This is a genomic window from Geodermatophilus siccatus, assembly GCF_900103785.1.
Lineage (GTDB): Bacteria > Actinomycetota > Actinomycetes > Mycobacteriales > Geodermatophilaceae > Geodermatophilus > Geodermatophilus siccatus.
In genome coordinates, this window is record NZ_FNHE01000012.1 from 106,346 (window position 1) to 130,101 (window position 23,756).

The 23,756-nt window shown below is 75.9% G+C and carries 22 protein-coding genes; 9 read left to right on the forward strand and 13 right to left on the reverse strand.

All coding sequences use genetic code 11. The features are described 5' to 3' along the window. Positions 1-337: 337 nt before the first annotated feature. The 5 genes from BLS21_RS20195 (at position 338) to BLS21_RS20215 (ending at position 6,481) form a co-directional block, all read left to right on the forward strand. On the forward strand, positions 338-1,909 hold the full coding sequence (locus BLS21_RS20195) for a sugar ABC transporter ATP-binding protein (protein ID WP_091222768.1): 1,572 nt from the start codon (positions 338-340) through the stop codon (positions 1,907-1,909). After that, the gene (locus BLS21_RS20200; RefSeq protein WP_091222770.1) at positions 1,906-3,072 is read left to right on the forward strand and encodes an ABC transporter permease; all 1,167 of its coding nucleotides are present in this window, start codon (positions 1,906-1,908) and stop codon (positions 3,070-3,072) included. Before BLS21_RS20195 ends, BLS21_RS20200 begins: the two co-directional genes overlap by 4 nt. A 96-nt stretch (positions 3,073-3,168) precedes the next feature. Continuing rightward, positions 3,169-4,227, forward strand: coding sequence for a substrate-binding domain-containing protein (locus BLS21_RS20205; RefSeq protein ID WP_091222773.1), 1,059 nt, complete (start codon positions 3,169-3,171; stop codon positions 4,225-4,227). A gap of 65 nt (positions 4,228-4,292) precedes the next feature. Next, positions 4,293-5,456: a Gfo/Idh/MocA family protein gene (locus tag BLS21_RS20210; protein ID WP_091222775.1), complete on the forward strand. Its 1,164-nt coding sequence runs from the start codon at positions 4,293-4,295 to the stop codon at positions 5,454-5,456. 17 nt (positions 5,457-5,473) lie between these two features. Continuing rightward, a complete protein-coding gene (locus tag BLS21_RS20215; protein WP_091222778.1) occupies positions 5,474-6,481 on the forward strand; it encodes a sugar phosphate isomerase/epimerase family protein in 1,008 nt (335 codons plus the stop codon). A gap of 60 nt (positions 6,482-6,541) precedes the next feature. Here the strand turns inward: BLS21_RS20215 and BLS21_RS20220 are convergent, their stop codons facing one another. The 3 genes from BLS21_RS20220 to BLS21_RS20230 all read right to left on the reverse strand — a co-directional run bounded on the left by BLS21_RS20220 (position 6,542) and on the right by BLS21_RS20230 (position 8,425). Then, entirely contained in the window at positions 6,542-7,039 is a 498-nt protein-coding gene (locus tag BLS21_RS20220) for a plastocyanin/azurin family copper-binding protein (protein WP_091222781.1), read from the reverse strand. 104 nt (positions 7,040-7,143) lie between these two features. Further along, positions 7,144-8,085: an alpha/beta hydrolase family protein gene (locus BLS21_RS20225; protein ID WP_091222785.1), complete on the reverse strand. Its 942-nt coding sequence runs from the start codon at positions 8,083-8,085 to the stop codon at positions 7,144-7,146. Position 8,086: 1 nt separating this feature from the next. Next, entirely contained in the window at positions 8,087-8,425 is a 339-nt protein-coding gene (locus BLS21_RS20230) for a hypothetical protein (protein ID WP_217636220.1), read from the reverse strand. Positions 8,426-8,488: 63 nt separating this feature from the next. Here BLS21_RS20230 and BLS21_RS20235 point away from each other — a divergent pair, with 63 nt between their 5' ends. Further along, complete coding sequence (locus tag BLS21_RS20235) at positions 8,489-9,019, forward strand: helix-turn-helix domain-containing protein (protein WP_091222790.1); 531 nt, start codon at positions 8,489-8,491, stop codon at positions 9,017-9,019. A 34-nt stretch (positions 9,020-9,053) separates the two neighbouring features. Here BLS21_RS20235 and BLS21_RS20240 read toward each other — a convergent pair whose 3' ends face one another. The 3 genes from BLS21_RS20240 to BLS21_RS20250 form a co-directional block, all read right to left on the reverse strand. After that, positions 9,054-9,554, reverse strand: a complete 501-nt coding sequence (locus BLS21_RS20240) for a hypothetical protein (RefSeq protein ID WP_091222793.1) — start codon at positions 9,552-9,554, stop codon at positions 9,054-9,056. 101 nt (positions 9,555-9,655) lie between these two features. Continuing rightward, positions 9,656-11,245 (reverse strand): DEAD/DEAH box helicase, encoded by a 1,590-nt coding sequence (locus BLS21_RS20245; RefSeq protein WP_245700615.1) that lies wholly within the window; start codon positions 11,243-11,245, stop codon positions 9,656-9,658. Between the two features lie 219 nt (positions 11,246-11,464). Then, on the reverse strand, positions 11,465-12,484 hold the full coding sequence (locus BLS21_RS20250; protein WP_091222954.1) for a GlxA family transcriptional regulator: 1,020 nt from the start codon (positions 12,482-12,484) through the stop codon (positions 11,465-11,467). Between the two features lie 120 nt (positions 12,485-12,604). On the opposite strand from BLS21_RS20250, the gene BLS21_RS20255 reads away from it, so the two are divergent. Continuing rightward, positions 12,605-13,924, forward strand: coding sequence for an MFS transporter (locus tag BLS21_RS20255; RefSeq protein WP_245700616.1), 1,320 nt, complete (start codon positions 12,605-12,607; stop codon positions 13,922-13,924). 25 nt (positions 13,925-13,949) lie between these two features. Here the strand turns inward: BLS21_RS20255 and BLS21_RS20260 are convergent, their stop codons facing one another. From BLS21_RS20260 to ppk2, 5 genes are all read right to left on the reverse strand, one after another. Next, positions 13,950-14,288: a hypothetical protein gene (locus tag BLS21_RS20260; protein ID WP_091222798.1), complete on the reverse strand. Its 339-nt coding sequence runs from the start codon at positions 14,286-14,288 to the stop codon at positions 13,950-13,952. 65 nt (positions 14,289-14,353) lie between these two features. Continuing rightward, positions 14,354-14,698 (reverse strand): nuclear transport factor 2 family protein, encoded by a 345-nt coding sequence (locus tag BLS21_RS20265; RefSeq protein ID WP_091222801.1) that lies wholly within the window; start codon positions 14,696-14,698, stop codon positions 14,354-14,356. Between the two features lie 70 nt (positions 14,699-14,768). Beyond that, complete coding sequence (locus BLS21_RS20270; protein ID WP_091222804.1) at positions 14,769-16,382, reverse strand: GMC family oxidoreductase; 1,614 nt, start codon at positions 16,380-16,382, stop codon at positions 14,769-14,771. Further along, positions 16,379-17,890, reverse strand: a complete 1,512-nt coding sequence (locus tag BLS21_RS20275; RefSeq protein WP_091222807.1) for an aldehyde dehydrogenase family protein — start codon at positions 17,888-17,890, stop codon at positions 16,379-16,381. The genes BLS21_RS20270 and BLS21_RS20275 overlap by 4 nt, the downstream gene beginning before the upstream one ends. A gap of 46 nt (positions 17,891-17,936) precedes the next feature. Then, a complete protein-coding gene (ppk2, locus tag BLS21_RS20280; RefSeq protein WP_091222810.1) occupies positions 17,937-18,869 on the reverse strand; it encodes a polyphosphate kinase 2 in 933 nt (310 codons plus the stop codon). A 42-nt stretch (positions 18,870-18,911) separates the two neighbouring features. Here ppk2 and BLS21_RS20285 point away from each other — a divergent pair, with 42 nt between their 5' ends. After that, positions 18,912-22,040 carry a hypothetical protein gene (locus tag BLS21_RS20285; protein ID WP_091222813.1) on the forward strand — a complete coding sequence of 1,043 codons (3,129 nt, stop codon included), beginning with the start codon at positions 18,912-18,914 and terminating at the stop codon, positions 22,038-22,040. A gap of 97 nt (positions 22,041-22,137) precedes the next feature. On the opposite strand, the gene BLS21_RS20290 is transcribed toward BLS21_RS20285, so the two are convergent. Together BLS21_RS20290 and BLS21_RS20295 are read right to left on the reverse strand one after the other, a co-directional pair. Beyond that, on the reverse strand, positions 22,138-22,500 hold the full coding sequence (locus tag BLS21_RS20290; protein WP_091222816.1) for a hypothetical protein: 363 nt from the start codon (positions 22,498-22,500) through the stop codon (positions 22,138-22,140). 210 nt (positions 22,501-22,710) lie between these two features. Further along, on the reverse strand, positions 22,711-23,004 hold the full coding sequence (locus BLS21_RS20295) for a hypothetical protein (protein WP_091222818.1): 294 nt from the start codon (positions 23,002-23,004) through the stop codon (positions 22,711-22,713). A gap of 230 nt (positions 23,005-23,234) precedes the next feature. Between BLS21_RS20295 and BLS21_RS20300 the strand changes: the two genes are divergently transcribed. After that, positions 23,235-23,600 carry an STAS domain-containing protein gene (locus tag BLS21_RS20300; RefSeq protein WP_091222821.1) on the forward strand — a complete coding sequence of 122 codons (366 nt, stop codon included), beginning with the start codon at positions 23,235-23,237 and terminating at the stop codon, positions 23,598-23,600. Positions 23,601-23,756: the final 156 nt, after the last annotated feature.

Here is a 23,756-nt window from a genome sequence, read left to right on the forward strand (position 1 = left end):
CACTGCGGTCCGGCCGGACCGCACCGCGGCCAGGAGCCGTCCCCGGCTGCCGCTGAGCCCTCCCCGGCACTCGATCGCGGGAGCCTCCGGCCCCCACTCCTCGCGCCGCCCCGCAGGGCGGCCCACCTGATGCCGCGGCCAGGTTCCGTCCCCCTGGCGCGTCGAGCCGCTGCGTCGCGCCTGCCCGGGTCCCTCGGTGCGGTCCGGCGGACCGCCAGGCCATCGGTCTCGTTTCGGCAACCCCGGGTGCGTGGCCTTGACCACATGCAGCACCGCCCTTATGTTTCCGCCTCAGCCGACTAATGGTCAGCGTTGAGCAGAAGTCTGGGTGGTGCCGATGTCCTCGTTCCCCTCGCCGTCGGGTGGGCCTCCGCTGCTGGAGGTGCACGGCGTCGTCAAGTCCTTCCCCGGTGTCCGGGCGCTCGACGGCGTCGACCTCGACGTCCGTGCGGGGGAGGTGCACTGCCTGCTCGGCCAGAACGGCGCCGGCAAGTCGACCCTCATCAAGGTGCTGGCCGGGGCGCACCAGCCCGACGCCGGCCGGATCAGCTGGCGCGGCGAGCCGGTGCGGCTCAACGACCCGCAGGCGGCCATGTCGCTCGGGATCGCGACGATCTACCAGGAGCTCGACCTGGTCGCCGGCCTCACCGTCGCCGACAACGTCTTCCTCGGCCGGGAGCACGCGCGGCTGGGCGTGACCCGGCCGTCCTCGGCCAACCGCGCCGCCGCCCGGCTGCTGGAGCGCCTCGGCCACGCCGACATCCGGCCCACCGCCGAGGTCGGCTCCCTGCCGGCGGCCGCCCAGCAGATGGTCAGCATCGCCCGGGCCCTCTCGCAGGACGCGAAGCTGATCATCATGGACGAGCCGTCGGCCGTCCTGGACAGCGAGGAGGTCGAGCGGCTGTTCGGGGTGATCCGCGACCTCACCGCGCACGACGTCGCCGTCGTCTACATCTCCCACCGGCTCGAGGAGATCCGCGAGGTCGGCGACCGGATCACCGTCCTCAAGGACGGCCGCACCGTCGCCACCGGCCTGCCCGCCCGCGAGACCGGCACCCGCGAGGTCATCACCCTGATGACCGGCCGGGACATCGAGTACGTCTTCCCCGAGCGGCGGGAGCACCCGGACCCCGACGCCGCCCCGCTGCTCGAGGTCGAGGGGCTGGGGCTGCGCGGCTCCTTCGCCGACGTCTCCTTCACCGTCCGCCCGGGCGAGGTCGTGGGCCTCGCCGGCCTGGTCGGCTCCGGCCGCTCGGAGATCCTCGAGACCGTCTACGGCGCCCGCCGCCCGACGTCGGGCACGGTGCGGGTCGGCGGACGGCGGCTGCGCCCGGGGGACGTCGCCGCCGCGGTCGCCGCCGGAGTCGGCCTGGCCCCCGAGGAGCGCAAGAGCCAGGGCCTGCTGCTGGGGGAGTCGGTCGCGCGCAACATCAGCCTGTCGAGCCTGGCCCGGTTCACCCGCGCCGGCTTCCTCTCCCGGTCCGCCGAGGCCGAGGCGGCCCGGCAGCAGGTGACCGCGCTCGAGGTCCGGCCGGCCGACGTCGACCGGGAGGTCCGGACGCTGTCGGGCGGCAACCAGCAGAAGGTCGTGCTGGCGCGCTGGCTGCTGCGCGACTGCCGGGTGCTGCTGCTCGACGAGCCGACCCGCGGCGTGGACGTCGGCGCCCGCTCGGAGATGTACGCGCTGATCCGCGAGCTGGCCGACCGCGGCGTGGCCGTCGTCGTGGTCTCCAGCGAGATCCCCGAGGTGCTCGGTCTGGCCGACCGGGTGCTGGTCATCGGCGACGGCCGCGTGCTGGCGGAGGAACCGGCCGGCGCGCTCGACGAGCACCGGGTGCTCGACCTGGTCATGGAGGACGCGGCCGCCCACGGCGCCGCACACGCACAGCGCGAAGGGGACGTGGCATGAGCAGCACGACCGTGGCGACGGGGACGGACGCCCCCCGGCAGCCCTCCGGCACGGCGGGGCGCCGCAGCGGGGCGGGGTTCCTCGCCGGCCCCGTGGGCCGCAACCTCGGCCTCGTCGTCGCCCTGGCGGTGCTCTGCATCGTCGGCACCGCCACCGCCCCCGACCGCTTCCTCGCCGTCGACAACGTGCTGACGATCCTGCGACTGGCCGCGGTGATCGGCGTGGTCAGCGTCGGCATGACGTTCGTGATCATCGGCGGCGGCATCGACCTCTCGGTCGGCGCGATCGTGGCGCTGTCCTCGGTGTGGGCCACGACGCTGGCCACCCAGGCGATGGCGGCGGACTTCCACTGGATCGTCATGGTGGTCACCGCGCTCCTGGTGGGCGCCGGGTGCGGGCTGGTCAACGGGGTCGTCATCGCCTACGGCAAGCTCGTGGCCTTCATCGCGACGCTCGCCATGCTGGCGGCCGCCCGCGGCCTGGCCGAGATCATCGCCAACCGGCGCACCCAGATCGTGCAGGACCGGGACTTCCTCGCCTTCTTCTCCGGCGACGTCCTCGGCGTCCCGACGCTCGTGGTCATCTTCGCGCTGGTCGCCGTCGCCGGGTGGGTGCTGCTCAACCGGACGACGTTCGGCCGGCGCACCTTCGCCGTCGGCGGCAACGCCGAGGCCGCGCGGCTGGCCGGCATCCGGGTGCAGCGGCACACCATGTGGCTCTACGTGCTCTCCGGCGTCACCTGCGGCATCGCCGCGGTCATGCTCATGGCCCGGACGACCACCGGCAGCTCCACCCACGGCACGCTCTACGAGCTCGACGCGATCGCCGCGGTGGTCATCGGCGGCACCCTGCTCATCGGCGGCCGCGGCACCATCGTCGGCACCGTCCTCGGCGTGCTGATCTTCACCACGCTCGGCAACGTCTTCACGCTGAACAACCTGTCCAGCTCCGCCCAGGCGGTCGCGCGCGGCGTGATCATCGTGGTCGCCGTCCTGCTGCAGATGCGGCTGGCGACCGGCTCGTTCAGCCTCGGCCGGCTCGGCCGGGGGGCGGGCGCCGGCAGCCCGCCCGCGCCGGCCGGTGCGGCCGGCACGGTCTCCGGCGGCGCGACGCCCGGCGGTCCCGGCGGCCCCGCACCCGGCGCGACGACCGACCGCCCCTGACGCGGTCCGGGACGGCACCCGTCCCGGACCGGCACCACCCGCACGACCCACCACCTGGCCGACGACTGCCAGGGAGGCGATCAACGAGGAGAGAACATGTCTGCAGCGAGGCAGCGCCCGTTCCGTCGTGTCACGTCGACCGCGCTCGCCGTTCTCGGCGCCGGCGTCCTGGTCGCCGGCTGCACGAGCAACACCCCCGAGGCATCCGGCGGCGGAGGCGGCGGTGGCGGCGAGGCCGCCAGCCCCAACGACGAGGCCGGCGAGACGGTGCGCATCGGCTTCTCCGCGCCGGCCGCCGACCACGGCTGGATGGCCGGCATCAGCCAGGCCGCGCAGGCCGAGGCCGACCGCTACGAGGACGTCGAGCTCTCCGTCGCCGAGGGCACCAACGACGTCAGCACCCAGATCAGCCAGGTCGAGACCTTCATCAACGAGGGCGTCGACGCCATCGTGCTGCTGCCCTTCGACGGCGCCGCACTGACCCCCGTCGCCCTGCGGGCCATGGAGGCCGGCATCCCGGTCATCAACGTCGACCGCGAGTTCAACAGCCCGTTCGCCGCCCAGGCCACCGTCCTCGGCGACAACTACGGCATGGGCGTCTCGGCCGGCCAGTACATCTGCACGAAGCTGGGCGACCAGCCCGACGCGGTCGTCGCGGAGATCGCCGGCATCGACTCGCTGCCGCTGACGCAGGACCGCAGCCAGGGCTTCGCCGACGCGCTGGCCGAGTGCGGCCTCAACGTGGACAACCGCGTGGCGGCGGACTTCACCGTCGAGGGCGGGGAGCGGACCGCGGCCAACCTGCTGCAGGCCGCGCCGCAGATCGACGCCATCTGGAACCACGACGACGACCAGGGCGTCGGCGTCCTGGCCGCCATCACCAACGCCGGCCGCGACGAGTTCTTCATGGTCGGCGGTGCCGGCTCGGCGAACGCCATGCGCGAGATCCAGGGCGGCCAGTCGGTGCTCGAGGCGACCGTCATCTACCCGCACACCCAGGCCGCGGACGGGATCGCGCTCGCCCGGCTGCTCGTGCAGGGCAAGAGCCTGTCCGACCTCGCCTCGCAGGGCGTGCCCCAGCGGATCGTGCTCGACGCCCCGGTCGTGACCGCCGACAACGTCGACCAGTACATCGACGCCGCGTTCGAGTCCTGACCCGCTGACACGGGACCGCCGGGGGACGGCGCGCCGTCCCCCGGCGGCTCCGGTGAGGAGACCGCATGCCCCCGACCCTCGGCGTCGGCCTGATCGGCTACGCCTTCATGGGCGCCGCGCACTCGCAGGCCTGGCGCACCGCCCCCCACTTCTTCGACCTGCCGATGCGTCCCCGGCTCACCGTGCTGGCCGGCCGGGACGCCGTCCGCGTCGCCGATGCCGCGGAGCGGCTGGGCTGGTCCTCGGTCGAGACCGACTGGCGCCGCGTGCTGGAGCGCGACGACGTCGACCTCGTCGACGTCTGCACGCCGGGCGACACCCACGCCGAGATCGCGATCGCCGCGCTCGAGGCCGGCAAGCACGTGCTCTGCGAGAAGCCGCTGGCCAACACCGTGGCGCAAGCCGAGGCGATGGCCGAGGCCGCCGCCCGCGCCGCGGCCCGCGGCGTGCGCTCGATGGTCGGCTTCACCTACCGCCGGGTGCCGGCGATCGGCCTGGCGCGCGAGCTGGTCGCGCAGGGCCGGCTCGGCGAGATCCGGCACGTGCGCGCCCAGTACCTGCAGGACTGGATCGCCGACCCGGCCGCGCCGATGTCGTGGCGGCTGCAGAAGGAACGGGCCGGCTCGGGCGCGCTCGGCGACATCGGCGCGCACATCGTCGACCTCACCCAGCACATCACCGGGCAGCGGCTCACCGGCGTCAGCGCGCTGCTGGAGACCTTCGTCAAGGAGCGGCCGCTGCCGGCGTCGGCCGGGTCGCTGTCCGGCGTCGCCGGCGAGGGGATGGGCACGGTCACGGTGGACGACGCCGCGGTGTTCCTCGGCCGGTTCGACGGCGGGGCGCTGGCCAGCTTCGAGGCGACCCGGTTCGCCCTCGGCCGCAAGAACGCCATCCGGATCGAGGTCAACGGCTCGCGCGGCAGCCTGGCCTTCGACTTCGAGGACATGAACGTCCTGCACTTCTACGACGGCGACGAGCCGGCCGCGACCGCGGGCTTCCGCCGCATCGTCGTCACCGAGCCCGACCACCCCTACGTCGGCGCCTGGTGGCCGGCCGGGCACGGTCTGGGCTACGAGCACGGCTTCACCCACCAGGTCGTCGACCTGGTCACCGCCATCGCCAAGGGCGAGGACCCGACGCCGTCCTTCGCCGACGGGCTGCAGGTGCAGCGGGTGCTCGACGCCGTCGAGCGCAGCGCCGCCGCCCGCTCCGTGTGGACCGAGATCTGACCCAGGAGGACCCCGACATGCCCCGTCCCGTCACCCTGTTCACCGGCCAGTGGGCCGACCTGCCCTTCGAGGAGGTGGCCCGGCTCGCCTCCGAGTGGGGCTACGACGGCCTGGAGATCGCCTGCTGGGGTGACCACCTCGACGTCGAGCGTGCCGCCACCGACGACTCCTACGTCCAGGAGCGCCTCGCCCTGCTGGACAAGTACGGCCTGAGGGTCTGGGCCATCTCCAACCACCTCAACGGCCAGGCCGTCTGCGACGACCCGATCGACGAGCGGCACCGCGGCATGGTGCACCCGCGCGTCTGGGGGGACGGCGACCCCGAGGGCGTCCGGCAGCGGGCGGCGGAGGAGATGAAGACGACCGCCCGGGCGGCCGCGAAGCTCGGCGTGGACACCGTCGTCGGCTTCACCGGGTCCAAGATCTGGAAGACCGTCGCGATGTTCCCGCCGGTGCCCGAGTCGATGGTCGAGGACGGCTACGCCGACTTCGCCGCGCGCTGGAACCCGATCCTCGACGTCTTCGACGAGGTCGGCGTCCGCTTCGCGCACGAGGTCCACCCGTCGGAGATCGCCTACGACTACTGGACGACGGTCCGCACCATGGAGGCCATCGGCCACCGCGAGGCCTTCGGGCTGAACTGGGACCCGAGCCACTTCGTGTGGCAGGACCTCGACCCGGTCTCGTTCATCTGGGACTTCAAGGACCGGATCTACCACGTCGACTGCAAGGACGCGAAGAAGCAGGTGGGCAACGGCCGCAACGGCCGGATGGGCTCGCACCTGCCCTGGGCCGACCCGCGGCGCGGCTGGGACTTCGTGTCCACCGGCCACGGCGACGTCCCGTGGGAGGCCTGCTTCCGGATGCTCAACACCATCGGCTACGACGGGCCGATCTCGGTCGAGTGGGAGGACGCCGGCATGGACCGCCTGGTGGGCGCTCCCGAGGCGCTGGCGTTCGTGCGCCGGCTGGCCTTCGACCCGCCGGCAGCCGCCTTCGACGCGGCCTTCGCCAGCGGCAACTGAGAAAGGACCCCTCTGCCCCCCGCCGCTCGTACTCCCGCGGCGGGGGGCAGGGGTCCTTCTTCAGGCGACGGTGACCGTCATCTCCATGCCGGCGGCCCGGTGGGCGCCGACGGAGCAGTAGAAGACGTAGTCGCCCGGCGCGAGGTCGACCTCGAGGGTGGTCGACTCGCCCGGCTGGAGGACGTCGGTGCCGACCACGTCGTCGCCGTCCTGCTCGACCACGAAGTCGTGCGGCATGTTGCCGGTGTTGGTCACCTCGAAGGTGTAGGTGCCGGCGCCCAAGGAGTCCTCCGAGAGCTCGATGAACATCTCGCCCTCGGTGACGGCGACCGTCTCGCTCTCGGCCTCCGCGGGAGCACTCGTGGCGGGCGCGGACGACGCGGGGGTGCTCGCCTCCGCGCTGCTCGTGGCCGCGCTGCTGGACGGTGCGCTGCTCGACGGTGCGGCGTCCGCGGCGCCCTCGTCCCCGGAGCAGCCGCTGAGCAGGCCGATGCCGAGGGCCAGGACCAGCGGCGCGGCGTGGCGGGCGGAGCGGGTGGGAGTGGTCGCCTGGGACACGCGGAACCTCCTGGGAGCCGACGGGACCCCGCCCCGGCGGCGGCTCCCCGTGGTCCGAGATGCTGCAGGGGTCAAGCACCTCGGGGAACCCCCCGCCCCGGGGATCACGACGACGCGGGCACTCCCGTCACGCTCCGGCACCAGGCGACCACGCTGGAGCACAGCTCCGGGTCGACCGGACGGCGCAGCTCCTCCCGGTAGTGGCGCAGCGAGGCCGCGCGCGGCTGCCGGCGCAGTGTGTGCGTCAGGTCGGGGACGCGCCGGACCTCGACCGGTCCGGGCACGGTCGCGGCGAGGACGGCGAGGTCGTCGGCCGGCACCTGGAGGTCCTTGCCGCCGGTGATGGCCAGGACCGGGACGGTCAGCCGGGCGAGGTCCGTCCGCGGGTCGTGGCGGAGGAACTCGCGGGTCCACCGCGCGTTGACGCGGACGCCGCCGATCCGTGCCACGTCGCTCGTGGTCGCGAGGATCCTGCGGTGGTTGGCCGCCACCCTCGCCTCCAGGTCGGTGCGCAGCAGCCGCAGCAGGCCGCGCACCGGCGCGGGGAGCGTGGGCGCGATCTGGCGGGCCTGCCAGCGGAGCAGGTCCGCGCCCGGGGTCGCGCTCATGGCGAGCAGGACGACGCCGGCCGCCGGGACGCCCTGCCGCCCGCCCGCCCGCCCGGCCAGCGCGGCGGCCAGGACGGCGCCCTCGCTGTGCCCGGCCAGCACGATGCGGCCGGGGTCCACCTCGGGCCGGGCGAGGAGTGCATCGCGCGTCCGGGCCAGGTCGTCGACGTTGTCGTACAGGCCGGCGGCCCGCCAGTCGCCGGGGCTGCCGCCCACACCGCGCTTGTCGTAGCGCAGCGAGGCGAGCCCACCCTCGGCCAGGGCGTGCGCCAGTGCCCGGGTGACGTCGAAACGCAGGCGGCGGTGGTTCGAGTCGCGGTCGAGGGGGCCGGACCCGGCGGCCAGCAGGACCGCGGGCACCGGCGCCGGGGCGTCGGGGAGGGTGAGGGTGCCGGCGAGCGGAGGACTGCCGGGCACCCGCACCGGTAGCTCGCGCACCTCAGCGCGCCGCGGTCAGGGCCCCGGCCACCGCGGCCGGGTCGTCCACCCCGAGCAGGAGGGTGTCGAAGCGCTGTCCGGTCAGGCGCACCCGCACGGCCGGCCGGCCGCGCCGCACCGAGACCAGGGTCTTCTCCCCCCGCCCCCGCCAGGTGCCGATCAGGCGCAGGCCGGGGAGCCCGAGGCCGGGCGCGCGCAGCCCGCGGGCGGCGGCCAGGCCGTCCGGGACGACCTCGACACCCTGCACCGCGGACAGGGGGACCTCGAGGTCGCGGAGCAGGCCGAGGACGCGCTCGGCACGGGTGAGGGAGACGGTCAGGGTCCGGGGTGTCGTGGTCACGGTCGCCATGGCATGATCGTTACCTAAGTTGAGAACGATGTCAACGATGAGAACGGTGGCGTCATGGCGACGGCGGACCTGCTGCTCCACCCGGTGCGGCTGCGGATCGTGCAGGCCTTCCTCGGCGACCGCACGCTGACCACGGCCGACCTGCGCAGCGAGCTGACCGACGTCCCGGCGGCGACGCTGTACCGGCACGTCGGGGTGCTGGCCGAGGCGGGCGTGCTGGCCGTGGTGGGGGAGCGGAAGGTGCGTGGCGCAGCCGAGCGCAGCTACCGGCTGGTGACCGGGGCGGCATCGGTCGGCGCCGCGGACGCCGCCGCGATGTCGGTCGACGAGCACCGGCGGGCCTTCGCCACCTTCGTCGCCGCGCTGCTCGCGGACTTCGACCGGTACGCCGACGCGGCGGCCGGCCCGGGGCTGGACCCGGCGGCCGACGGGGTCGGCTACCGCCAGGTGGCGCTGTGGCTCGACGACGAGGAGTTCACCGCGCTGGTGACCGAGCTGCGCGCGGTCCTGACCGCGCGGATGGCGCTCGAGCCCGACGGCGTGCGCCGGCGGCGGATCGTCAGCCAGGTGTTCCTGCCGGGATGAGGCACGGGGCCGGGCCCCCCGGCCCCGTGCCGCGTCAGGCGGCGCGCTCGGCGGCCCTGGCGACCTTCTTGTTGGCCTTGGCCAGGGTCTTCGCGGCCTTCCGCACCCGGCGCGGCTCCCGGTCGATCGTCCCGCGGGTGAGCAGGCCGATGCCGATGCCGAGCAGCCACACGTCCTTGGCCACCGTCAGCCCCTCCTGGGTCGGCGCCAGGCTGCCCGGCTTCCGCATCCCGGGGGTGTTCAGGTAGAGCCCCAGCAGCCCGCCGGAGAAGGCGGTCAGCGCCGCGCCGGCCACGGCGGTGGGCACGAACGGCGTGAGCAGCGCCGTCCCGACGGCAATCTCGCTGTAGGCCAGGACCTTGACGAACGTCGCGGGGTCGACGCTCTTGAGGAACGGGTAGGTGCCGGTGGCGAAGCCGTGCAGCCCGGCCGCGGTGCCCTCGTCGGCGCCGCGCTTGCCCAGGCCGCTGTTGAGGATGAACGCGCCGGCCGAGATGCGGGGCGCGATCTCGGACAGGGTGATGGGCAGTGCCATGGTGCTCCTCGCTGGTCGCGGACGGTCAGGACCTGGCCCTCGGTCGGACGGTCCAGTGCCCACCAGCCGGGGCGTCAACCGTCGTTGCCGCCCCGGCCCGGTCAGCGCCCGCCGCGGCGGGAGCGTCCGCTGAACGACGCCGCCGAGTGCGTCCCGGCGCGCGCGGCGAGCTCGGCGCGGGTGCGCGCCGGACCCGAGGTCCGGCCCTGGCCGCGGGCGGACGTCGTCCCGCCGCCGGAAGCGGTGCCGGCCTGGCCGGCGGCACGACCGGAGCCGCTCCCGGACCGGCGGCGCCGGCCGCCGCCCTGGCCCTGCGGCTGGGGCTCCGGCGCGGCCGCCGGCTCGACGTACGGGGCCGCCGGTCCCGTCAGCGCGCTGATCTCCGCGGCACCGGGGCGGACGGCGCTCACCGTCGGGGTGATGCCGGCCTGCCGGGCGAGGGTGCGCACCTCGCCGGCCTGGTCGGGGGTGGAGACCGTGACCACGGTGCCACCGGCGCCGGCCCGGGCGGTGCGGCCCGAACGGTGCAGGTAGGCCTTGTGCTCGGCCGGCGGGTCGACGTGGACGACCAGCGCGACGTCGTCGACGTGGATGCCGCGCGCGGCGATGTCGGTGGCGACCAGCACCCGGGTGCTGCCGGTGCTGAACGCCTCGAGGTTGCGCTCGCGGGCGTTCTGGCTGAGGTTGCCGTGCAGGTCGACGGCCGGGACGCCGGCCGCGGTGAGCTGCTTGGCGAGCTTCTTGGCCTGGTGCTTGGTGCGGGTGAACAGCACGCTGCGGCCCAGCCCGGAGGCCAGTTCCCGGACGACGGTCGGCTTGTCGGCGGCCTCCACCCGGAACACGTGGTGGGTCATCGTGGACACCGGCGCGACGGCGGGGTCGACCGAGTGCGTCGTGGGGGCGGACAGGTAGCGCTTGACCAGCACGTCGACGCCGTTGTCCAGGGTCGCGGAGAACAGCAGCCGCTGGCCGGTGGCCGGGGTGCGGTCCATGAGCCGCTTGACGCCGGGCAGGAACCCGAGGTCGGCCATGTGGTCGGCCTCGTCCAGGACGGTGATCTCCACGGCGGAGAGGTCGCAGTGGCCCTGGCCGATGAGGTCCTCGAGCCGGCCGGGGCAGGCGATGAGGACGTCGATGCCGCCGGCCAGCGCCTGCACCTGCGGGTTCTGCCCGACGCCGCCGAAGACGGTGGTCGCCTTCATGCCGAGTGCGCGGGCCAGCGGGTCGACGACGGCGAGCACCTGGTTGGCGAGCTCGCGGGTCGGCACCAGCACCAGCGCGCGCGGCCGCTTGGGCTGCCGGCGGCTGTCGGAGGCGGCCAGCCGGGCGACCAGCGGCAGGCTGAAGGCCAGCGTCTTGCCCGAGCCGGTGCGGCCGCGGCCGAGCACGTCGCGCCCGGCGAGGGTGTCGGGCAGCGTCGCCACCTGGATCGGGAACGGCGCGGTGATGCCGCTGGCGGCGAGCACCTCGACCAGCGGGGCGGGCACGCCGAGGTCGGCGAAGGTCGCGTCGGTGGGCAGCACGGTGGCGTCGGAGCCGACGGGGACCACCGTGGGCGCCGGGACGACGGCCGGCCCCTGCTGCTGCTCGGCCTGGGGGGCGGGGGCGGGACGGCTGCCCCGGCCACGGCCGCCGCGGCGGCGACGGCGGGTGGCCTCGGGGGCAGGGGTGGACGGGTCGTGCGGGGTCATCGGGTGTTCCTCGGGCTCGGTTCGCCGTCGGGCGGCCCGGCACCAGCGCGCCGGCAGGCCTGCACGGGGCAGGGCGGCGCACGTCGTCAGCGGGACGTCGGACAGCCGGGCGCGCCGGGGTGGCGCTGCCGCAGCCCGACGTCGAGTCCCGCGCCCCGGATGGGCAGCAGGGCAACGCCGGTACCTGTACTCAACCAGACGTGGTGGGCGCGTGTGCCCTCAGGCGGGGGAGGGGCCGGTCACACCGCGGCCGCGGTAGCTGCGCCGGTAGGTGCCCGGGGCGACCCCGATGGTGGCCCGCAGGTGCTGGCGCAGCGACGCCGGCGAGCCGAAGCCGGCCTCGGTGGCGACCCGGTCGATCGGCGCGTCGGTGGACTCCAGCAGCTGCCGCGCCAGCGCGATCCGCTGCCCGGCCAGCCAGCGCAGCGGCGACAGGCCGGTCTCGTCGCGGAAGCGGCGGGTGAAGGTGCGCACGCTCATCCGGGCGTGGGCGGCGAGGTCGGCCAGCGTCAGCGGCTCGGCCAGCCGCTCGACGGCCCACGCGCGGGTGGCCGCCGTCCCCGAGTCGCCGATCTCGGGCAGCGGACGCTCGACGAACTGGGTCTGGCCGCCCTCGCGCCACGGGGCGACGACGTTGCGCCGGGCAACCCGGTTGGCCACCTCGTGGCCGTGGTCGCGGCGGACCAGGTGCAGCAGCAGGTCGATGCCGGCGGCGTTGCCCGCGGAGGTGAGCACGTCGCCGTCGTCGACGAAGAGCACGCCGGGGTCGAGCCGGACGGCGGGGAACAGGCGGCCGAAGGCCTCGGCGTGCATCCAGTGCGTGGTGGCCGGGCGCCCGTCGAGCAGGCCGGCGGCGGCGAGCACGAAGGCCCCGGTGCAGATCGACACCAGCCGTGCGTGCCCGGCGGCGGCCCGCAGCGTCTCGCCGAGACCGTCGGGGAGCGTGCCGTCGGTCATCGCCGGCCCGCCGTGCACCCCCGGGACGACGACCGTGCCGGCGGAGGCCAGCAGCGAGGCGTCGTGCTCGGGGGTGATCGAGTAGCCGGCCGAGGTGCGCACCGGGCCGCCGTCGAGCGTCGCGACCCGCACGCGGTAGAGCCGGTGCCCGTCGGCGTCGACGGCGGACTCCAGCAGCCGGTGCGGCAGGCCGAGCTCGAAGGCGATGGAGCCGGGCAGCGCCAGGACGGCGACGTCGTGGACCGGGCCGGGTGTCCCGGCCGGACCCGGGCCGGGTGTCACGGCCGGACCCGGGCCGGGTGTCACGGCCGGACTCGGGCCTGCTGTCATGGCCGGATCCTTGCACGTGTTGGCCGCCGGGCCACTGTCCGGTCGTCCGCGGCGTCCGCCATGCTCTCCGTCGTGACGAGCACCGCCGCGCCGCGCGCGTACCGCGTCCACCCCGCCTGGTGGGTCGCCGCGGTGACCTTCCTGGCCCTGGTCGGCGCCGCGGCGTTCCGGGCGGTGCCCGGGGTGCTCATCGAGCCGCTGCGCGCCGAGTTCGGCTGGTCGGTCACGACGATCTCGGCTGCCGTCGCGGTCAACATGGCGCTGTACGGGCTGACCGCGCCGTTCGCCGCCGCGCTGATGGAGCGCTTCGGCATCCGCCGGGTCGTCGTCGCGGCGCTGCTGCTGACCGCCACCGGCAGCGGGCTGACCGTCTTCATGACCGCGAGCTGGCAGCTGGTGCTGCTGTGGGGCTTCCTCGTGGGCCTGGGCACCGGGTCGATGGCGCTGTCGCTGGTGGCGACGGTGACCGGCCGCTGGTTCGTGGCCCGTCGCGGCCTGGTGTCGGGGATCCTCACCGCCGGCGGGGCGACCGGGCAGCTGGTGTTCCTCCCGCTGGTCGCCTGGGCCGACGCGGCCTGGGGCTGGCGCTCGGCGTCGCTGGGCACCACCGCGGCCGCGCTGGCCGTCGTCCCCCTGGTGCTGTGGCTGCTGCGCGACCGGCCGCGCGACGTGGGCGTCGTCCCCTACGGCGGGACGGCGGCCGACGACGCCGACCCGGTGCGCACCGGCGCCGCGCGGACGGCGCTGCGCGGGCTCCTCTCCGCCGCGCGGACGGTCCCGTTCTGGCTGCTGGCCGGCGGGTTCTTCATCTGCGGGCTGTCGACCAACGGGCTGGTGCAGCCGCACTTCATCCCGGCCGCGCACGACCACGGCATGCCGATCACCACGGCGGCCGGGCTGCTCGCCGTCGTCGGGGTGTTCGACATCGCCGGGACGGTGCTGTCGGGCTGGCTGACCGACCGCACCGACCCGCGGCTGCTCCTGCTCGCCTACTACGGGCTGCGCGGGCTGTCGCTGTTCCTGCTGCCGGCTCTCTTCGGGCCCGACCTGCACGTCAGCATGGTCGCCTTCATCGTCTTCTACGGCCTGGACTGGGTGGCCACCGTGCCGCCGACCCTGGCGCTGTGCCGCGAGTTCTTCGGCCCCCGGGCGCCGGTGGTGTTCGGCTGGGTGTTCGCCTCGCACCAGGTCGGGTCGGCGTTCGCGGCCTTCGGCGGAGGCGTGATCCGCGACGTGACCGGCTCCTACGACCTGGCCTGGTTCCTCGCCGGCGCGCTGTGCATCGCCGCGGCGGCCATGTCCTTCCTCGTCCCGCGCACCCCGCAGCCCGCCGTCGGCACGGCGCTGCCGACCGACCGCGAGGAGGCCGCGGCCGCCCAGGCCCACGGCTGAGGGAGGACCCCGTCCTCCTCACCGCTCACAGGCTCGCGGCCTGACCCTGCAGGGGGCCGCCCGTCCGCGCGATCCCGGCCGGCTCGGCCCGGTTCCGCTCGGCGGCCAGGCCCTCGGCGAAGCCGTGGGCGTACCAGAGGGGCGCGTTCAGCCGGAGGCCGCTCGGGGGAGCGCCCGGCCGGTCGGCCCACAGCAGGAGGGCGAACTCCCCGGGCTCGCGACCCCGGCAGGACGTCGACCCCGGGCCGACCGGCTCCGCCGGTTCGATGCTCGCGGCGAGACCGCCGTCAGCGTGGCCCAGCGCGTGGGCGAGCTCCAGCAGGGGGAGGTAGGGCCAGGACTCGGGTGGCCGTCCGGTGCTCACACCCGTCCGAGCGTCGAGGGCCCCCGACGGATACACCGGAGGGGGACCCCGCTGGGGAGGCCGGCCTACGCAGTGCGCTCCAGGGAGAGCCGCACCGTCTGGACCCGGATCGCGTCGTCCGCGAAGACGAAGGTGTCGACGCCTTCCGCCCGGGCCTTCTCGGCGACCGCCGTCCACTCGATCAGCAGCACGTCCCCCTCGAACACCTGGGTGGGCACCTCCCAGGTGGCGTCCGGGAGGTCACCGAGCAGGGACGTGAACACCTGCCGGATCCCGTCCCTGCCCCGGGTGACGCCCTCGGGGGTGACGAGGACCGCGTCCTCGGCGTAGTCGGCGACGACGGCGTCGAGGTCGCCTGCACCGACCGCGGCCACGTGGTGCCGGAAGATCTCCTGCGGTGTACGGGCCATGTGTTCCTCCCGGGGTTCCTCTCCGGTCGGGAGCGAGCATGCCCCGGGAGCGTGCCGGCGGGCAGGGTCTTCAGGCAGTGCCGGTGAGGGCCGGGTCGACGGTGCGGCCGGTGATCAGGTCGGCCGCCCGCTCGGCGATCATGATCGTCGGGGCGTTGGTGTTGCCGCGCACCAGCGTCGGCATCACCGAGGCGTCGACCACCCGCAGCCCGTCGACGCCGTGCACCCGCAGCTGCGGGTCGACCACCGCGTCGTCGCCGGTGCCCATCCGGCACGAGGACACCGGGTGGTACAGCGACTCGAGGGTCTCGCGCACCGCCTGCCGCAGCCCCTCCCGGGAGCGCACCGTGCCGCCGGGGGACCACTCCTCGGCCAGGACGGCGGCCAGGGGGCCGGTCGACGCGATCTCGCGCGCCTTCTCGACCCCGCACACCAGCGCGTCGAGGTCGCGCTCGTCGGCGAGGTAGCCGGCGTCGATGGCCGGCGCCCAGGTCGGGTCGGCCGAGCGCAGCCGCACCGAGCCGCGGGAGTGCACCCGCACCAGGACGGCAGCGGCGGTGAACGCGTCGACGTCGGGGTCGACCTCCGCCTGCCGCCAGAACTTGACCGGCAGGAAGTGGTACTGCAGGTCCGGTTCCGGCAGCTCCGGCCGGGAGCGGGTGAACAGCCCGGCCTCGGCCAGGTTCGAGGTCAGCGGCCCGCGGCGGGCGCCGAACCAGCGCGCGTAGCCCGAGGGCGACTCCGCCCGGAACAGCGACCGCCCCGACCGGGTGTGCCAGACGACCGGCACCAGCGGGTGGTCCTGCAGGCCGCCGCCGACCCCGGGGAGGTCGTGGACGACGTCCAGGCCGACCTCGTGCAGGTGCGCTCCCGGCCCGATGCCGGAGAGCATGAGCAGCTGCGGCGAGTTGACCGCCCCGCCGGCCAGCACCACCTCGGCCGCGGCGTGCGCGGTGCGGGCCTGCCCGCCGGACCGGTACTCGACGCCGGTGGCCCGCCCGCCCGAGAGGAGCACCCGGGTGGTCAGCGCGCCGGTCCGCACGGTCAGGTTGGGCCGGGCGGCGGCCGGGTGCAGGTAGGCGTCCGCGGCCGACCAGCGGCGGCCGCGGCGCTGGGTGAGCTGGTAGAGCCCGACACCCTCCTGGGTGGCGCCGTTGAAGTCGTCGTTGCGCGGGTACCCGGCGGCGACCGCGGACTCCACGGCCGCCCGCGACCAGGTGTGCGGCGAGCGCGGGTCCTCCACCCGCAACGGCCCGCCGGCGCCGTGGAAGCGGTCGGCACCGCGGGCGTTGTCCTCCATCCGGCGGAACAGCGGCAGCACGTGCTCGTAGGACCACGACGGGTCGCCGGTCAGCTCGGCCCACTCGTCGTAGTCGCACGAGCTCCCCCGGACGTAGATCATCGCGTTGATCGACGACGACCCGCCCAGCAGCTTGCCCCGCGGCCAGAACAGCCGCCGCCCGCCCAGACCGGGCTGGGGCTCGGTCGTGTAGTTCCAGTCCCGCCGGGTGCGCCAGACCTTGTGCAGCGCGGCCGGGACCTGCACCTCCAGGACGTCGTCCGAACCGCCGGCCTCCAGCAGCAGCACCCGCAGCGACGGGTCCTCGGAGAGCCGCGCGGCCAGCGCGCAGCCGGCCGAGCCCGCGCCCACGACGACGACGTCGAACTCCTCGCTGCTGGTCACCGGTGCCGCCCGTGCACGAGGCCCACCACGCGGGCGAGCGCGTCGGCGGCCGCGGCGGGCCGGGCGAAGCTCATCAGGTCCACCGGGATCCCGAAACGCCGGCGGGTGATGGCCTTGGCGCGGGTGAACTCGCGCAGCCCGTCCTCGCCGTGGATCCGGCCGAAGCCGCTCTCGCCCACGCCGCCGAAGGGCAGCGCCGGCACCGAGGCGAAGGTGAGCACGGAGTTCACCGACGTCATGCCGCTCCGCATCCGGCGGGCGAGGTCCATCGCGCGGGCCCTGGACCGGGAGAACACGGCGCCGGCCAGGCCGTGGGGGTTGGCGTTGGTCCGCTCGAGGGCCTCTTCTGCGTCGCGCACGCGCGTGATGGTCAGCGTCGGGCCGAAGGTCTCCTCGCGGACCGCGGCGGAGGTCTCCGGGACGTCGAGCAGCACGGTCGGCGCGACCACGCGGCCCTCCACCGTGCCCCCGGCCGCGATCCGGCCACCGGCGGCGACCGCGTCGTCCAGGTGCCGGCGGACGACGTCGGTCTGGGCGGCCATCGTCATCGGGCCGTACGCGGCCGCGTCGTCGGTGCCCGGGCGCAGTCCGCGCACCTTCTCGGTCACCTCGGCGACGAAGGCGTCGTACACCCGCTCGGTGGCGTAGACCCGCTCGATGCCGATGCAGGTCTGCCCGGCGTTGCTCATCGCGCCCCACACGGCGGCGTCGGCCGCGGCGGCCACGTCGGCGTCGTCGTCGACGATCATCGCGTCCTTGCCGCCGAGCTCCATGAGGACCGGTGTGAGGGTCGCAGCGGCCGCGGCCATGACCCTCCGGCCGGTGGCAGCCGAGCCGGTGAAGGCCAGCTTGCCCACGCCCGCGCGGCACAGTGCCGCGCCGGTCTCCCCGAGGCCGGTGACGACCTGCAGGGCGTCCGGGACGTCGGGGACGGCGGCCCGCCAGGCGTCGGCCAGCCACGTGCCCACGGCCGGCGTGTGCTCGGAGGGCTTGAAGACGACGGCGTTGCCGGCCGCCAGCGCGTAGGCGATCGAGCCCATCGGCGTGAACACCGGGTAGTTCCACGGGCCGATCACGCCGACGACGCCGAGCGGCTGGTACTCCAGCCACGCCGCGTGGTTGGCCGCCAGCAGGCCCGGGCTCACCCGGCGCGGGCCGAGCACCTTGCGCGCGTGGGTGGCCGCCCAGGCGAGGTGGTCGACGGTGAGGGTGATCTCGAGGATCGCGTCGGCGTGCGGCTTGCCGTTCTCCCGGTGCACCAGGTCGGCCAGCTCGTGCACCCGGCGGGCGAGGTGGCCGCGGTAGGCCGCCAGCCGCGTCCGGCGGCCGTCGAAGCCGAGGTCGGCCCACGTCGCGGCGGCCGCGCGGGCACGGTCCACGGCCGCGCGGACGTCGTCCGGCCCGTGCACGGGGAACACGCCGACGACCGCGCCCGTGGCGGGCGCGGTCGACTCGAACGTCTCGGCGGCGGGGCTCCCGGCGCCGCCCCTCTGCTCGGCCAGTGGCATGGGAACGCAGGTTACTCGCCGGTAGCAGCCGCGCCCGTGGTCCCGCTCAGCGGGCCGGGGCCAGCTCCTCCCGCTCGAGCGCCTCGCGGTCGGACTCCAGCACGTCGGCCGCGGCCACCACGATGTTCGGGTCCGGTTGCCTGACGACCGCCTCGTCCTTGCCCTCGTAGGGCAGCGAGCAGAGCACGTAGCGCAGCGCCTCCAGCCGGGCCCGCTTCTTGTCGTTGCTCTTGATCACCGTCCACGGCGCGTGGTCGGTGTCGGTGGCGGCGAACATCGCCTCCTTGGCCGCGGTGTAGTCGTCCCAGTGGTCCAGCGAGGCCAGGTCGGTGGGGGAGAGCTTCCACTGCCGCACCGGGTCGATCCGCCGGACGATGAAGCGGGTGCGCTGCTCGCGCCGGGACACCGAGAACCAGAACTTCACCAGCCGGATGCCGCTGTCGACGAGCATCCGCTCGAACTCCGGCGCCTGGCGCATGAACCGCTGGTACTGCTCGTCGGTGCAGTAGCCCATCACCCGCTCGACGCCGGCGCGGTTGTACCAGGACCGGTCGAACAGGGCGATCTCCCCGGCGGCGGGCAGGTGCGCCACGTAGCGCTGGAAGTACCACTGGGTCTGCTCGCGCTCCGAGGGCTTGTCCAGCGCGACCACCTTCGTGCCGCGGGGGTTGAGGTGCTCGGTGAAGCGCTTGATGGTGCCGCCCTTGCCGGCGGCGTCGCGGCCCTCGAAGAGGACGACGACTTGCTGGCCGGTCTCCTTCACCCAGCCCTGCAGCCGCAGCAGCTGGATCTGCAGCCGGCGCTTCTCCCGCTCGTACTCCTTGCGCGGCAGCCGCTCGCTGTACGGATAGCCCTCCCGCCAGGTCTCGATCCGCTCGCCGTCGGGGCCGAAGAGCTCCCCGTCGTCGTCCCAGTCCTCGTCGGAGTCGTCGTCGGGGAGGGCCTGCAACCGGTACTGGGACACGTCGATCTCGGACACGCACCGGGGGGTACCCCTCCGCGCCGCTGCCATGCTGACGGTGTGGCCGACCCCTCCGATGCCTCGGGAGCCGACCTCTCCGACGTCCCGGGAGCCGATCCCTTCGACACCGCCGGGCTGCGGCGCCGGGTGCTCGCCGCCTGGGCCGACTCCCCGGCCCGCTTCCGCGAGGACGCCAACGCCGAGGATGACCTCGTCCGCGGCGGCTACCGCGACCGTCTGCTGGTCGAGCTGGCGCAGAACGCCGCCGACGCCGCCGCCCGGGCGGGCGTGCCGGGGCGGCTGCGGCTCGAGCTGGCCGACGACGGCGCCGGGAGGGAGGTGCTGCGTGCGGCCAACACCGGAGCCCCGCTCGACGCCGCCGGGGTGCAGGGCCTGGCCACCCTCCGCGCGTCGGCCAAGCGCGAGCAGCAGGGGTCCGCAGGCCGGTCCGGGGGCGCGGGCGGCTCGAGGCCCGACACCGTGGGCAGGTCCGTGGTCTCAGGCGGGCCGCGCATCGAGACGGTCGGCAGGTTCGGGGTGGGCTTCGCCGCGGTGCTCGCGGTCACCGACGAGCCGGCGGTGCACTCCACCACCGGCGGGGTCGCGTTCAGCGCCGACCGCACCCGGGCCGAGGTCGCCGGCATCCCCGCGCTGACCGACGAGGTGGCCCGCCGGGACGGCGCGGTGCCGGTGCTGCGGCTGCCCTGGCCGGCCGAGGGGACCCCGCCCGAGGGCTTCGCCACCGAGGTGGTGCTGCCGCTGCGCGCCGGGTCGAGGGCCGCCGTCCGGGCCGCGCTCGAGGAGCTCGAGGCCGAGCTGCTGCTCGCGCTGCCCGGCCTCGCCGGGATCGACGTCGTCCTCGGCGGCGCGGTGCGGTCGCTGGCGGTGCGGTACGCGGACACGCGGGTCCAGCTGACCGACGGTGACCGGACGACGACCTGGCGGCTCGAGCAGCGGGGCGGCCTGCTGCCCGAGGAGCTGCTCGCCGGCCGGCCGGTCGAGGAGCGGGAGCGCCGCGCCTGGTCGCTCACCTGGGCGGTGCCGGTGGACGACGACGGCCGTCCGGTGCCCCTGCCGCTGCCGCAGCGGGTGCACGCCCCGACGCCCAGCGACGAGCCGCTGACCCTGCCCGCCCGGCTGATCGCCCCGTTCCCGCTGGGGCCCGACCGGCGGCACGTGCTCCCCGGGCCGGTCACCGACGCGCTGGTGGCCGAGGCGGCCGGTGCCTACGCCGACCTCGTCGCGGGGCTGGCCGACCGGGTGGGCGGGGACGGCAGTGTGCTCGCGCTGGTGCCGCGCGTCGGACTGGCCGGCGCCGAGCTGGACGCAGCCCTGGGCACCGCGGCGCTGGAGCGGCTGCGCGAGGCCGCGTGGCTGCCGGTGGCCGGGACGGAGCGCGACCGCCAGCCGCCCGGCCGGGCCGCGGTGCTCGCCGAGCCGACGGAGGACCGGGTGGCCGCGCTGACCGGCGTCCTGCCCGGGCTGCTGCCGGCGGCCTGGGCCGGCCGGGTCGACCTGCCCGCGCTGGCCGCCCTCGGGGTGCGCCGGGTCGGCACCGCCGAGGCGGTGGAGGCGGTCCGCGGCGTCGCCCGGCCGCCCGCGTGGTGGGCGCGGCTCTACGCCGCCCTGGACGGCGCCGAGCGCGAGGAGCTGGCTGCGCTGCCGGTGCCGCTCGCCGACGGCCGCACCGCGCACGGGCCGTCGGGGGTGCTGCTGCCCGACGGGGGGCTGCCGGTGGCACGACTGGGCCCGCTCGGGCTGCGGGTGGCCCATCCGGACGCCGTCGTCCTGCCCGCCGCTCGCAGGCTGCTCGAGCGGCTCGGCGCCCGCCCGGCGACCGCTGCCGCGGTGCTCGACGACCCGGAGGTGCGGGCGGCGGTCGAGGCCTCGGTCGACGCGGCCGACGACGGCTGGGACCCCGACCGCGATCCGGCCGCGTTCGCCGACGCCGTCCTGGCGCTGGTCGCCGCGGCGGGTCCCGCGCCCGGGGAGCTGCCGTGGCTGGCCGAGCTGGCGCTGCCCGACGCCGACGGCGGCTGGGCGCCGGCGGGGGAGCTGGTGCTGCCCGGGTCGCGGTTCGCCGCCGTGCTGGCCGACGGGGCGCTGGGGACGCTGGACCCCGCGGTGGACGCCGACCCGGACGTGCTTCGCGCCGTGGGCGTGCTCGACGGCTTCGCGCTCGTCTCCGCCGAGGACCCCGACGACCTCGACGTCGACGGCGCGCAGGACTGGGCCGACGCCGTCCTCGACCGGCTGCCCGCCGACGCGCCGGCGCCGTCCTGGCCGCCGCTGACCGCCGTCCGGGACCTCGAACTGGTCGCCGACTGGGCCGGCGCGCTGCCGCTGCTGGCCGAGCTGCCCGCGCGGGCGTGGGCCGATGTCGTCCTCGACGGGGTGCCGGCGCCCGGCTACCTGCGCTGGTGGCTGGGGACCCACCCGGTGCTCGGCGGGCGGCGTCCGGACCGGCTGCGGCACCCGGACGCGGCGGAGTTGCGGGGACTGTACGAACCGGCCGACGCCGCCCCGGCCCTGCTCGACCTGCTGCGGCTCCCGGCCTCGGTGGACGACGTCCTGGCCGACGTCGACGGCGCGCTCGACCTGCTCCACCGGCTCGGCGACCCGCGACGGACCGTCGCCCCGGCGGTGCTGCGCACCGTGCACGCCCGGCTCGCCGCGGCACTCGACGGCGTCGACGCGGCCCCGCCGGACCGGGTGCGCGTGGCCCCGGACCGCGTGGTGCCCGCCGCGCAGGCCGTCGTCCTCGACGCGCCGTGGTTCCTGCCACTGGTCGACTCCGCGCTCGTGCCCGCGGGCGGGGCGCCCGGTCCGGTCGCCGACCTGCTGGACCTGCCGCTGGCCGGGGAGGTGGTCCGGGCGCGGGTGGAGAGCCGCCCGGCGCGCACTCTGCGCTGGGCCGACGTCCCGGGGGCGGGGCTGGCCGCCGCACGGCTGGGCGTGGGCGAGCTGTCCGGCGAGGTCGCCGTCCACGAGCCGCTGCGGGTCGGTGGTCGGGTGGTGCCGTGGTGGCCGGGGAACGGGGTCGACCACGTCGACGGCACACCGGACGCGCTCGGGCGCGCGCTGGCCTGGGGGGCGGGGGCGTGGCCGCTGCGCCAGGCGCTGGCCGAGGCGTTCGCGCACCCCGACCGTGCCGCCGCGCTCGCCGCCGAGGACGCCGTCGGACCGTGAGTCGGGACCGACGGCGCCCCTGGTGACGGGCCTCGGCGGCTCCCTTGCAGGGGTCCGCCGCGAGCTCGGGGCCGGCGGGGGGCAAGGGGGTCCTCCCTCAGTGCCAGCGGGGCGCGGCCATCGCGCCGGGCGCGTGCCCGTGCGCCGACGGTCGACCGCTGCGCCCGCCGGCCCTGGCGGGCCCCGGGACGTGCCCGGCCGCGGCGCAGCAGCGGTGCAGCGACAGCCACTGCTCGGCGGTCATGTCGGCGGCGCGCGTGGTGGGCGGCAGGCCCTCCGACCGCAGCCACCGGGCGCCGGCCGTGCCGGGCAGGACGGCGCGCAGCACGGCGCCGAGGGCGGCACCGGGGCGGGCGAGGACGGCGTGCGCCAGGCGGTCGAGGTCGGCCGCCTCCGTCTCGGGGAGGGCGGCGCGGGCGGTGGCGGGTGCGCCGTCGAGGGCGCGGTGCGGGCGTGACAAGGCAGACCTCCGGAGGAGGGCAGGGCTGCGCGACCGGCAGCCGGGAGGACAGCGGGGAGGAGGCGCCGGCGCAGGAGGACGGCGCGGACGACGGGGAGCACGTGCTCGACCCGCGGGGCGTTCCGGGGGACGGGTCAGGACCGCATGCGGACGACGCTACGGACGCGCCGCGGCGCCGTCGACCGGATTACCGGAGCGCCACCGACCGGCTCACCGGCCGGCTCCGCGCTCCGCCTTGCGCCGCTGGTGGGCCTCCCACCGGGCGCGGTCGCGGGCCCGGGCGTCCTTGGTCCGCTCCCGGCGCTCGGCGCGCCGGCGGGCACGGGCGAGCTCGCGCTGCTCGAAGGAGGGGTGCTGCTCCCAGCCGCTGGACAGCACCGCGACGCCCCAGAGACACAGGCCGACGATGGCCAGGAAGGAGGCGAGGATCGGGTCGAGCAGCAGGAAGGCGGCGATCGAGCCGACCAGCCAGACCCCACCCCACCCGATCAGTCGCCGCGCCACGCCGTCCAGTATCCCCGTCCGCGGAGCGGACCCGGTCGCCGCACCAGGTCGGGGTCCGGGGCCGCCGGTCCCCGCTCCCCGGCAGGCCTTGATATCGGTGTCGGAGGTCCCTACGGTCGGGGGGTAGCGGTTCAACAGTCAGCCGCGGCACCGGATATCGGACTCCGCGTCGTGCCACGGCTGTCGTCGTGGTCCTCCGCACGGGTTCGCCTACCTCCGAGAGGCGCACCGTGACCGCTGCTCCCGTCCCCGACCTGGTCTCCATCGACGTGACCGGGTCCACCGCCACCGGCGTCCTGCTCACCGTCCGCGGTGAGGTCGACTCCTCCACCGCTCCGCAGTTGCGCGAGGTCCTGGACACGGCCTTCGCCGACGGCGTCCCGACGCTCACCATCGACCTCGACGCCGTGACCTTCCTCGACTCCGCCGGTCTGTGCGTGCTCGCCAGCGCCCACCGCCGCGCGACCGAGGCCGGCGTCGCCCTCCGGGTGCTCGCCTCCAGCCGGGCGGTCGTCCGGCCGCTGCAGATCACCGGCCTCTACGACCTGCTCGCCGTCGAGCAGCCCTCGTCCGGCGCAGGAGTCGGCGCGGCCTGAGCGAGGACCACCCTCCCCCCACGCCGCCCATACTCGGCGCGGGGCCCCGGAGGGTGGCCGTTCCGGTGAGTCACCAGGCTCGTGGCGGGATCCTGCACGGAGGCCGTTCCAGTACGTCACCAGGGCCGGGCCCGGGCCGTCGTCCTGACCCTCCGT